General features: G+C 51.8%; 15 protein-coding genes and 1 pseudogene. 12 read left to right on the top strand and 4 right to left on the bottom strand.

The genetic code is table 11. The annotated features are described in order from the left end of the window. The 5 genes from KCR01S_RS25490 to KCR01S_RS19330 all read left to right on the top strand — a co-directional run. Positions 1-259: hypothetical protein (locus KCR01S_RS25490; RefSeq protein ID WP_218007478.1), on the top strand; the 259-nt coding region annotated here is incomplete at its 5' end. After that, positions 234-503, top strand: a complete 270-nt coding sequence (locus tag KCR01S_RS19345; RefSeq protein ID WP_061284693.1) for a hypothetical protein — start codon at positions 234-236, stop codon at positions 501-503. The genes KCR01S_RS25490 and KCR01S_RS19345, both read left to right, overlap by 26 nt. A 1-nt stretch (position 504) precedes the next feature. Then, entirely contained in the window at positions 505-1,146 is a 642-nt protein-coding gene (locus KCR01S_RS19340) for a hypothetical protein (RefSeq protein ID WP_061284692.1), read from the top strand. A 72-nt stretch (positions 1,147-1,218) separates the two neighbouring features. After that, positions 1,219-3,075: a hypothetical protein gene (locus tag KCR01S_RS19335; protein WP_061284691.1), complete on the top strand. Its 1,857-nt coding sequence runs from the start codon at positions 1,219-1,221 to the stop codon at positions 3,073-3,075. Further along, entirely contained in the window at positions 3,072-3,461 is a 390-nt protein-coding gene (locus KCR01S_RS19330) for a tail fiber assembly protein (RefSeq protein WP_061284690.1), read from the top strand. The genes KCR01S_RS19335 and KCR01S_RS19330 overlap by 4 nt, the downstream gene beginning before the upstream one ends. Before the next feature lie 133 nt (positions 3,462-3,594). Here the strand turns inward: KCR01S_RS19330 and KCR01S_RS19325 are convergent, their stop codons facing one another. Beyond that, the gene (locus KCR01S_RS19325; RefSeq protein WP_008323361.1) at positions 3,595-3,837 is read right to left on the bottom strand and encodes a DinI family protein; all 243 of its coding nucleotides are present in this window, start codon (positions 3,835-3,837) and stop codon (positions 3,595-3,597) included. A gap of 78 nt (positions 3,838-3,915) precedes the next feature. Here KCR01S_RS19325 and KCR01S_RS19320 point away from each other — a divergent pair, with 78 nt between their 5' ends. Together KCR01S_RS19320 and KCR01S_RS19315 are read left to right on the top strand one after the other, a co-directional pair. Then, positions 3,916-4,248 carry a hypothetical protein gene (locus KCR01S_RS19320; protein WP_003841689.1) on the top strand — a complete coding sequence of 111 codons (333 nt, stop codon included), beginning with the start codon at positions 3,916-3,918 and terminating at the stop codon, positions 4,246-4,248. A 191-nt stretch (positions 4,249-4,439) separates the two neighbouring features. Then, positions 4,440-4,850, top strand: a complete 411-nt coding sequence (locus tag KCR01S_RS19315; protein WP_048217473.1) for a hemerythrin domain-containing protein — start codon at positions 4,440-4,442, stop codon at positions 4,848-4,850. 85 nt (positions 4,851-4,935) lie between these two features. Here the strand turns inward: KCR01S_RS19315 and KCR01S_RS19310 are convergent, their stop codons facing one another. From KCR01S_RS19310 to KCR01S_RS19305, 3 genes and pseudogenes are all read right to left on the bottom strand, one after another. Continuing rightward, positions 4,936-5,175, bottom strand: a complete 240-nt coding sequence (locus KCR01S_RS19310; RefSeq protein WP_000497460.1) for a DinI family protein — start codon at positions 5,173-5,175, stop codon at positions 4,936-4,938. Between the two features lie 261 nt (positions 5,176-5,436). Continuing rightward, positions 5,437-5,532: pseudogene (locus KCR01S_RS25690) on the bottom strand (hypothetical protein); the annotation flags it as partial. Next, complete coding sequence (locus KCR01S_RS19305) at positions 5,529-6,095, bottom strand: hydrolase (RefSeq protein WP_061284689.1); 567 nt, start codon at positions 6,093-6,095, stop codon at positions 5,529-5,531. The gene KCR01S_RS19305 and the pseudogene KCR01S_RS25690, both read right to left, overlap by 4 nt. Positions 6,096-6,361: 266 nt before the next feature. On the opposite strand from KCR01S_RS19305, the gene aspS reads away from it, so the two are divergent. The 5 genes from aspS (at position 6,362) to ruvA (ending at position 10,615) form a co-directional block, all read left to right on the top strand. Beyond that, positions 6,362-8,149 carry an aspartate--tRNA ligase gene (aspS, locus tag KCR01S_RS19300; protein ID WP_061284688.1) on the top strand — a complete coding sequence of 596 codons (1,788 nt, stop codon included), beginning with the start codon at positions 6,362-6,364 and terminating at the stop codon, positions 8,147-8,149. A gap of 1 nt (position 8,150) precedes the next feature. After that, positions 8,151-8,594: a dihydroneopterin triphosphate diphosphatase gene (nudB, locus tag KCR01S_RS19295; RefSeq protein WP_061284687.1), complete on the top strand. Its 444-nt coding sequence runs from the start codon at positions 8,151-8,153 to the stop codon at positions 8,592-8,594. A gap of 28 nt (positions 8,595-8,622) precedes the next feature. Next, positions 8,623-9,366 carry a YebC/PmpR family DNA-binding transcriptional regulator gene (locus KCR01S_RS19290; RefSeq protein ID WP_052283456.1) on the top strand — a complete coding sequence of 248 codons (744 nt, stop codon included), beginning with the start codon at positions 8,623-8,625 and terminating at the stop codon, positions 9,364-9,366. Between the two features lie 34 nt (positions 9,367-9,400). Beyond that, positions 9,401-9,922, top strand: coding sequence for a crossover junction endodeoxyribonuclease RuvC (ruvC, locus tag KCR01S_RS19285; protein WP_061284686.1), 522 nt, complete (start codon positions 9,401-9,403; stop codon positions 9,920-9,922). Between the two features lie 81 nt (positions 9,923-10,003). Then, complete coding sequence (gene ruvA, locus KCR01S_RS19280; RefSeq protein WP_061284685.1) at positions 10,004-10,615, top strand: Holliday junction branch migration protein RuvA; 612 nt, start codon at positions 10,004-10,006, stop codon at positions 10,613-10,615. Position 10,616: the final 1 nt, after the last annotated feature.

Here is a 10,616-nt window from a genome sequence, read left to right as displayed (position 1 = left end):
TATCTCTAGCGCATTGAATGATGGCGTTAAATTGGTGGATTGTACAGCTACATATTCCTCTCATTTAGGGGCTGGTGCTGAGTTGCGTACAGCAACCGTTGCTATCAAACAGATCCGCATTGATAAAAATGGAATGTACTGGATTCGGCCTGTTAATAATCTGCATGTGCGATTCTTTCCGGGCTGGAAATCAACGGAACATTTAACGGACTATCAATGTAAGGGGAATGATTATGGCCTACGGAGTGCAGCTATTTGACGCTAACGGGAATGAGCTGGTTGGGCGATTTATCCCAGCATTTGTCGCCGCATTTATCAGTACTCCCGCGTCAGGCTCGCGGGTATTTCCTCCCATTGAAGGTAAGACGCTAATAGCGGAAGCGCAGCGGCTGACTGCGCCATCAAATCCTAACGTACCTGGCGCATCTGCAACGGTGAGCGGCAATACGGTTACCTGGTCAGGAGCGTCCACCGATCAACCTATAATCATCTTGTATAAATAAAATGAGCGGATATGGATTAAAGATTTACCGTGACGACGGGAGTTTGTTTATCAGCCCAGACGTAACGCCGATGAACTATGTGGGAAAATACAGATATACAGGTAATGGAACTATTCAACTGGATATTCCCGACACCGCAAGCATCATGCCATTCCTGCGTAATGATGATGTGAACGGAGCAACGCATTTAACGTGGACAGTATCGGGTGGAAAGTGGTGGATAAATGTAAACACCACTGGCGCTGGGTGGGTTTATGTTTTTGCAACGATTGTCACCGTAGAGCACGGATATGGGCTGGCTGTATATGACTCGAATGGGAAAATGACCTGGAATACGGATTGCCTGCCGCTGGATATCAACGCAACGCCTAACCCATGGAACGGAGCGCCGATAAATTCATCTACGGTGAAAATTGATGTCGATGTAGGGCTGCCGGCGGCGATAATGCCTGGGATTTGCTCTAATTACCTTCTCATCCTTAGTTCATCTGAGCATATCTACATTTATGGCTCAATGGTGGCGCGAGCTTATGGAAATATTGTCGGCGCGCACGTATGGGATGGAACACAGATTAACTCACAACCACCATCGCCACGATTCAGGAAAGACTTTATTTACATCGACACACGCCTTTATCCATAAACCTCACTCCCATCCAAATTTCTAAACCTTGCTCCGGCGGGTTTTTTTATTGTCAAAAATTTAGGAGCCACTATGTCAGCAGGCACTTTAACCCTGGCGAATAATTCAGATGTGGTAGCAGGGATTGATACGTCTTTTACCACCGATCTCTCTGCTGGTGATTTCATCGTTGTAACGACTGGTGGGGTGACATATACGCTGCCGGTGAAAACGATTGAGAGTGATACCGCACTGACTCTTGCCCGAAACTACAACGGCCCGGCGGTTACCGCCGGCGCATGGACGGCTATGCCGCGGGACACTCTGAATCGCATCAGTGCGCAGATTGCAGCGGATACGGCGTACATAATTCGACAGCGCGTTTTAGAAGTTGATAACTGGTATCAGCTGCTGGAGGTAAACGGCGACGTTGTTATTAAAATGGCCGACGGCTCGACCTACACAGGACCATCATGGAGGAAAATCACTGGTCTGCTGGAGGTGATCGATGAGTCTGCGCTGCAGGCGATAGCGACTCAGGTACATAGCGATGCTGTACAAGTGGCAACAGACAAGACCACTGCAACACAGGCCGCTGCGGAAGCTACACAGGCTAAAACCGATTCACAGACCGCTAAGTCAGCAGCAGAAGCGGCGGCCTCAGATGCAGGAAGTTTTAACGAATCGGCGGCGCAACACGCCAGCGATGCAGAGGAGTTTGCGACTACTGCAATGCAAAAAGCGAAGGAAGCTGCCAATTCTGCGGCGTCGGTCCATCCTGAAAATCTGCTGCAGAACGCCAATAACCTCGACGACCTGACAGACAAACCAGCTGCGCGCCAGAATCTGGACGTATTCTCGAGAGAAGAAATTGCTGACATGTTGCCTGGTTACCTGGGACAGATTGACTGGCAGGAAATGCGCACCGCGCTGGAGCCAGGCACGGCACCCCGCGATGGACAGGAAGTTGACCAGACCGGCATTTTTGCGGATCTCTACGCGAAAGCTGTGGCCGGTAAACTCCCGACATGTACCGAAGCAGAATGGCAGGCGGACCCGCTAAAACGTGGTTGCTATGTGCTGACATCTTCCCCGGGGAAAATGCGTCTGCCAGACGATAATGGTACACAGCCTGGTTCGTTAAAAATTCCGGTACATGTTGGTGACGGAGGAGTGGCCGCAAATAACGGTAAAATGGGGGCGTCTGCACTGCCGAACGTCAAGGGGCATATCTATGGATATAGTATTCTCGGGGGACTCATTCCGTCCGCCGCCGGAAACATAGATGGAAATAATACCAAAACGACAAACGCACTTAATATAGGGCGTAATGCGCAGGTTAACGGTCAAAACCAATACGGCGCGAACAACGCAGACGCTAATTATGGTTCCGACCTTGATTTAAACCTGAGTCGCAACGAAAAAATGTATCAGGACGGCGTAACAGAAATTCGCCCGAACCGCGTACAAGGTTGCTGGACCGTACGCTTTGCTGCGAAAGCCACTAACGGCGGCAGTATTGATGCTTTGGCACTGGCGACCGCTATCGCTTCGGGGGACTCTGCGAACGCAGCGGCGATCGCAGCGGTTAACGCGCGCCTGGATTATGCGTTACTGGACTTCGGAACAATGGCCCGCAGTGAGCGCAAGGTATTAAATAACCCGTTTGGGGCTAACACCCCGGTTGAGGTTGTCGCCGAGATACAGCGTACTGATTTAGCGGGAGTCCTTAGATGGACGGAAACAGGCTGGATTTATAACAGTGGGAATGGCACATCGTTTGGGACAAAAGCGGGATATTTAGAGGGCGTTGGCGTCGTTGTTCAGTGCGGTAGCGCAGAATTAGCAAACACCAGTGTAAATACGGGGATGCCTATGCAAACCACGAATACGGGAACGGGGGCCACGTCGCTCCCTGTCCGCGTTCACGTAAGGAAGATCACAGCATGAGAACAATTTACGTTAATCAAGCAGATAACAGAAGCTGGAGCACAACCCCCGTGTCTTTTGATGGGCAAACGTACCCCGTAATAGTACCCGACGATTTCACTGGCGGTGCGATGACCCATAATCGTTTCACCGATGAATGGGTGCCGGACCCGGCTTATGTTCGTACCCATGCAGATGATGTTTACGATGCGGAAGCGACTCGTAATCAGCTGAAAGCCGAGGCTGATGACATTATGTCTGGCTGGGTTTTAGATCTGAATCTGGGACTAATTAGCGACGAGGACAAGCAAAAGCTAATCGCCTGGCGGTTGTATGTGAAAGCGCTGGATGCGCTCGATCTGGATACTGCACCGGATATCGAGTGGCCGACAAAACCAGAGGCGTAACATCAATGGGTTGCAGCAGCCTGTGGTATGCAAGCACAGGCTGCCGCGGGCTGGCGAACATTTGATAGTGCGAGTATTGAATGATTGCCAGTCACGGCGGATTGTACTTAAGCAATATGACGGTTCAAGGCGTTTAATCTGAAACCAGCCACATATCAGCCTCTTCAAACATTTCCTGAACAGTACGGCTTATCTGTTCTTTCTCGTGCTTGCTGGCGTCAGTGTTGATCGCGGGCAGTGTCATCATCGGTTTAACCCGAATATCAGCATCGGGAAAGATCCGGTGAACCCTCCTGGTCAATTCGCCCAGAATGATATCTTTTGCCCCGGGCAGACCATCAAAATTCCTTTTGTCATAAACGAGTTCCACGAACATTGCTCATTGCTCCTTTACTGGATGGGTATACAGTATTTATACTGTGTTTTTATCCAGCATTCAAGAGAGGGCGTAAACATGGGCTTTCCTTCACCAGCTACCGACTATATAGAGCAGCGGGTTACGCCAGCCAGTGTCTGCATGACTCCCGACAGTCGCATCCTCGAGACGTCGGCGGGTTATGCGATCATCGTCCCGGTCACGCGCCCACAGCAGGGTGATGCGCTGTTGATTCTGTCCGGAGGTCGGACGCAGTTTGCGAAGCTTAGGGGGAAAGCGTTAATCACGGATGACGGCGAAGCGATCGAAGGTGATGCAGCTGAAGAGGCTGAGGTTATGAGGCGGGTGACGCACTTTATCAACAGCACTGATGCTGCGATATCTCTTGAGGCGGCATTGGCGCAGTTTTGAGACATATGTACGATAGAAAAATTCCGAAGATTGGCAATAGATCTCTTTATATTTGCATTCAAATTTTGTTTATTATGTATTTACATAACGTAAATTTATAAAATTTAATAAAAACAACTCAGATTGCTTATTTTTAAAGATGTATTTAATATATATGTTATAAATTGCAAAGCTCATTAAGGGATTCCCCAGTGAATATTGATAAAATGAAGATCCAGCATGCCGAGATTATCCATAAAATTAGCCGCCTCAGGGAGCTTAGCCGGGCGGGTGTGACGGCTCATGCGCAAGAAATCGCTCAAACCGTTATCAGTATGAGTTCTGTGATTAAAGTACACCTTTCTGCCGAAGATCAGTTTTTATATCCTTATCTGGAAAAGGTGAACGATCAAAAGCTAAAAACAATGAGCGTAAATTTTCAGCGCGAGATGGCTGATATTGTTGCCGAGTATGAAAAGTTTTCCCGTCGCTGGAATACGGCAAATAAGCTTATCAATTGTGACGAGGCATTTCGCCGCGACGCGAATGTAGTGTTGCGCAAGGTGCATGAACGAATGCAGCGCGAGGATCATAATTTTTATCCGCTGGTAGAGCAGCTTTAAAAAAGGGCGGCAATGGTTCATCCAATACGGGAATTTGGTTTCCCGTATCCAGAAAGGTATGAAAAGGACTTGGTAAAAGCTGGCACTACTCCGAAACTAACCACATATCGGATTCTTCAAACATTTCCTCCAGCATGCGGTTCAGCTTCTCCCGATCGCTTTTGCTGGCATCGCTGTTTAAGCCGTTCGCCTGCATCGGCTTAACCTTCACTTCTGCATCCGGAAAGATCCGGTGCACTCGCTTTGTTAACTCATTCAGAATTATTTCTCTGGCACCTGTTAATCCTTCAACATTCCGTTTGTCGTACACCAACTCAACGAACATACCGCCTCCAAAGCAACAATGATTTTGCACGCAATTTATACTGTTTATTTATACAGCATCAACGGTTGGGCACGTAGCTTTTTAAGGAAGGTTTTTGGGGCATGTATGGGGCATAAATGCCAGTTTTGGGGCATGGTTGGGACATTTTAACTCATATGAACTTAACCGAATTTCATATGGAGGCGTCTTATAATACACTGATTAACCTAAAGAAAACACATGCTCTTGGGCGTTCTTTAGTGATTTTAAAAATTACCGCGTCACGCAGTTAAAGTGGCGGGCATACTCTTCAAGGCCAGCGATCCCCAGCCGCGCCCATTTGGGGTGCGACCATTGGGGAAGACCAAGGTAAATCATAGTGCCGCGAGGATTTCGTCGGTGCTACGCACGCGAGCGATGCGCGGGAAGATGTGCGTCATACTCCCCTGATGCTGCTCGGCGGAGGAGGCGCTACAGGCGTCTTCGGCAATGATCAGATTAAAGCCCAGTTCCCAGGCATTACGGGCGGTGGACTCTACGCCGATGTTGGTCGAGATACCGCACAGAATAATGGTGTCGATACCGCGACGACGCAGCTGCATTTCCAGGTCGGTACCGTAAAACGCGCCCCACTGACGCTTGGTCACTTCGATGTCGCTGTCCTGCTTGCCGAGCGTAGAAGGATAGGTCCACCAGTTGTCCGGCAGCGCGTGGGCTGGCGCTTGGGCATCAACGGGCTGTTTTAGCGCTTCGGCGAAATCGGCCGACCAACCGACGCGAACCATCACCACCGGTGCCGAAGCGGCGCGGCATTTTTGCGCCAGGCGCGCAGCGCGTTCGACCACTGCGGTTGCCGTGTGGGGGCCACCGGCAAACGGCAGGATGCCTTCTTGCAGGTCAATGACCACCAGGGCGGTTTTTTTAGCGTCTAAATTCAGCATGGTTTTTCCTCTCTCAACGGGCTGTTGGCGCATACCTTACAATCGTCGACAGGTTATTGAAGGGATAATTATTGTTAATTTTTGTGAGCATGAGCAATAAGCGTTCAGCAAACAGGCGTATAAACCGCACTGGGCTTATCGTGAGCGAGAATTTCCAGTATAATAGCCCCCTTTTTTCATCCAGTAGTGACATTCAGCTAAAGCTGCGACAGTTAAGCCTGCACGGCAGGTGACAATCCGCCGACGGCTAAGTTAAGGGATATCTCATGCGTACAGAATATTGCGGACAGCTTCGACAGTCCCACGTTGGGCAGCAGGTGACTCTGTGTGGTTGGGTCAACCGTCGTCGTGATCTCGGCAGCCTCATTTTTATCGACATGCGCGACCGTGAAGGTATCGTTCAGGTATTCTTCGATCCGGATCGTGCGGATGCGTTGAAGTTAGCCTCTGAACTGCGTAATGAATTCTGCATTCAGGTGACCGGCACCGTGCGTGCGCGCGATGAGAAAAACATCAACGCGGATATGGCAACCGGCGCGATCGAAGTTCTGGCGTCCGATCTGACCATCATCAACCGTTCAGAATCACTGCCGCTGGACTCCAATCACGTCAACACCGAAGAAGCGCGTCTGAAATACCGCTACCTCGATCTGCGTCGTCCGGAAATGGCACAGCGTCTGAAAACCCGCGCGAAAATTACCAGCTTCGTGCGTCGTTTTATGGATGACCACGGTTTCCTTGATATCGAAACCCCAATGCTGACGAAAGCAACGCCGGAAGGCGCGCGCGACTACCTCGTACCTTCCCGTGTACACAAAGGTAAATTCTACGCGCTGCCGCAGTCTCCTCAGCTGTTCAAACAGCTGCTGATGATGTCCGGTTTTGACCGCTACTATCAGATCGTAAAATGCTTCCGTGACGAAGACCTGCGCGCTGACCGTCAGCCTGAATTTACCCAGATCGACGTCGAAACATCCTTCATGACGGCCCCACAGGTTCGTGAAGTGATGGAAGCGCTGGTTCGCCAGCTGTGGCTGGAAGTGAAGGGTGTGGATCTGGGCGATTTCCCAATCATGACCTTTGCTGAAGCTGAGCGTCGTTACGGCTCTGATAAACCGGATCTGCGTAACCCGATGGAGCTGGTCGACGTTGCTGACCTGCTGAAATCCGTCGAGTTCGCGGTATTCTCCGGCCCGGCGAACGACCCGAAAGGCCGCGTTGCTGCGCTGCGCGTTCCTGGCGGTGCTGCGCTGACCCGTAAGCTTATCGATGAATACGGCAACTTTGTGAAGATCTACGGTGCGAAAGGCCTGGCTTACATCAAAGTGACCGAACGTGCGAAAGGCATGGAAGGCATCAACAGCCCAGTGGCGAAGTTCCTGACTGCGGACATCGTGGACGCGATTCTTGAGCGCACCGGCGCACAAGACGGCGACATGATCTTCTTCGGCGCAGACAACAAGAAAGTGGTTGCCGACGCGCTGGGCGCACTGCGTCTGAAGCTGGGTAAAGATCTGAACCTGACCGACGAAAACATGTGGGCACCGCTGTGGGTTATCGACTTCCCAATGTTTGAAGACGATGGTGAAGGCGGTCTGACCGCAATGCACCACCCGTTCACTTCGCCGAAAGATATGACCGCCGAGGAGCTGAAAGCAGCACCGGAAGAGGCCGTGGCGAACGCTTACGATATGGTCATCAACGGCTATGAAGTGGGCGGCGGTTCCGTGCGTATTCACCGTGGCGACATGCAGCAGACCGTGTTTGGTATCCTGGGCATTAACGAACAGGAACAGCGCGAGAAGTTTGGCTTCCTGCTGGACGCACTGAAATACGGTACGCCTCCGCACGCAGGCCTGGCATTTGGTCTGGATCGTCTGACCATGCTGCTGACCGGCACCGACAACATTCGTGATGTTATCGCCTTCCCGAAAACCACTGCAGCAGCCTGCCTGATGACCGAAGCGCCAAGCTTCGCGAACCCGGCATCGCTGGGCGAGCTGGGCATTCAGGTTATTGCGAAAGAGCCAAAAGAGTCGGCGGAGAACAAGTAATATGCTATTCAAGCGGCCCGTCTCTATTCTGGTAGTGATTTACGCCCAGGATAGTCAACGGGTGCTGATGTTGCAGCGACGCGACGATCCTGATTTCTGGCAGTCGGTTACCGGCAGCCTGGAAGAGGGTGAAACCGCGTCGCAGGCCGCCCTGCGTGAAGTAAAGGAAGAGGTCACTATTGATGTTGTTTCTGAGCAACTGACCTTGATGGACTGTCAGCGCACGGTGGAGTTCGAAATTTTTCAACATTTACGACATCGCTATGCCCCAGGCATTGAGTGCAACACAGAATCCTGGTTCTGCCTTGCGCTTCCTCACGAGCGGGAAATTGTGTTCACTGAACACCTGGCCTACCAATGGCTTGACGCACCCGCTGCGGCCGCGCTCACCAAATCGTGGAGCAATCGGCAGGCGATTGAAGAATTTGTCATTAACGCTGCCTGAAAAGGCATAGTTTTTTGGAGATATTTTTATGGCAGGTCATAGTAAATGGGCCAACACCAGACATCGTAAAGCGGCGCAGGATGCTAAGCGCGGCAAAATCTTCACCAAGATCATTCGTGAGCTGGTGACGGCGGCCAAACTGGGCGGCGGCGATCCGGATGCGAACCCACGTCTGCGTGCAGCGGTAGATAAAGCGCTGTCCAATAACATGACGCGTGACACCCTGAACCGCGCCATCGCGCGTGGTGTGGGCGGTGATGAAGATTCCAACATGGAAACCATCATCTATGAAGGCTACGGTCCTGGCGGCACAGCGGTGATGATCGAATGCCTGTCCGACAACCGTAACCGTACCGTTGCCGAAGTGCGTCATGCATTTAGCAAGACCGGTGGCAACCTGGGTACCGACGGTTCCGTTGCTTATCTGTTCAGCAAAAAAGGGATTATCTCCTTTGAACAGGGCGACGAAGACACCATCATGGAAGCCGCGCTGGAAGCCGGTGCGGAAGACGTTGTGACCTTCGACGATGGCGCGATTGATGTCTATACCGCATGGGAAGAGATGGGCAAAGTGCGTGACGCGCTGGAAGCGGCCGGCCTGAAAGCCGATGCGGCTGAAGTGTCTATGATCCCGTCGACCAAAGCGGATATGGATGCAGAGACTGCACCAAAACTGATGCGCCTCATCGACATGCTGGAAGACTGTGACGACGTGCAGGAAGTCTACCACAACGGCGAAATCTCTGACGAGGTTGCTGCTACCTTAGAATGAGGTGGTTGATCCCTAACATAACAGGAGATGTGTGATGTCTATTATTCTCGGCATTGACCCGGGATCGCGCATCACCGGTTATGGTGTCATTCGTCAGGTTGGTCGCCAGCTCACTTACCTGGGTAGCGGGTGTATCCGTACCAAAGTTGACGATTTGCCGTCGCGCCTGAAGCTGATTTATGCGGGCGTGACGGAAATCATCACTCAGTTCCAGCCGGATTATTTCGCCATTGAGCAGGTCTTTATGGCGAAAAACGCCGATTCAGCGCTTAAGCTGGGGCAGGCTCGCGGCGTGGCGATTGTTGCCGCCACCAACCAGGATCTTCCCGTTTTCGAGTATGCCGCTCGTCAGGTTAAACAGACCGTTGTCGGGATCGGTAGCGCCGAAAAAAGTCAGGTTCAGCATATGGTGCGTACGCTGTTAAAGCTGCCCGCCAACCCACAGGCGGATGCCGCCGATGCGCTGGCTATCGCCATTACCCACTGCCACGTCAGCCAGAACGCCATGCAAATGAGCGATACGCGGCTGAATTTAGCGCGCGGGCGATTACGATAATGACAAATCAGGCTGGATAAACATCCAGCCTTTTTTTATGATAGCGCATTACCTTTTTAGCCCTTAACGCAGGAGCGTCATGTGATAGGCAGACTCAGAGGCATCATTCTCGAAAAACAACCCCCGCTGGTTCTTCTGGAAACGGGTGGGGTAGGCTATGAAGTGCATATGCCGATGACCTGTTTCTACGAGCTGCCGGAATCCGGGCAGGAAGCCATTATCTTCACCCATTTTGTGGTGCGTGAGGACGCTCAGCTACTGTATGGCTTCAATAACAAGCAAGAGCGCACGTTGTTCAAAGAGCTGATTAAAACCAACGGTGTGGGGCCGAAACTGGCGCTGGCAATTCTCTCCGGAATGTCGGCACAACAGTTCGTTAATGCGGTTGAACGCGAAGAGCTCGGCGCGCTGGTGAAGCTGCCGGGTATCGGCAAGAAAACCGCAGAGCGCCTGATTGTTGAAATGAAGGACCGCTTTAAAGGTCTGCACGGCGATCTGTTTACGCCTGCAGCCGATCTGGTTCTGACCTCACCGGCCGGCCCGGCGACGGACGATGCGGAGCAGGAAGCGGTTGCCGCGCTGGTGGCGCTGGGCTATAAACCTCAGGAAGCCAGCCGAATGGTCAGCAAAATTGCCCGTCCGGATGCCAGCAGCGAAACATTGATCCGCGAAGCGCTGCGCGCGGCGCTATGAG

Source organism: Kluyvera cryocrescens NBRC 102467 (genome assembly GCF_001571285.1).
Taxonomy (GTDB): Bacteria; Pseudomonadota; Gammaproteobacteria; order Enterobacterales; family Enterobacteriaceae; genus Kluyvera; species Kluyvera cryocrescens.
This window is presented reverse-complemented; position numbering and strand designations above follow the sequence as displayed.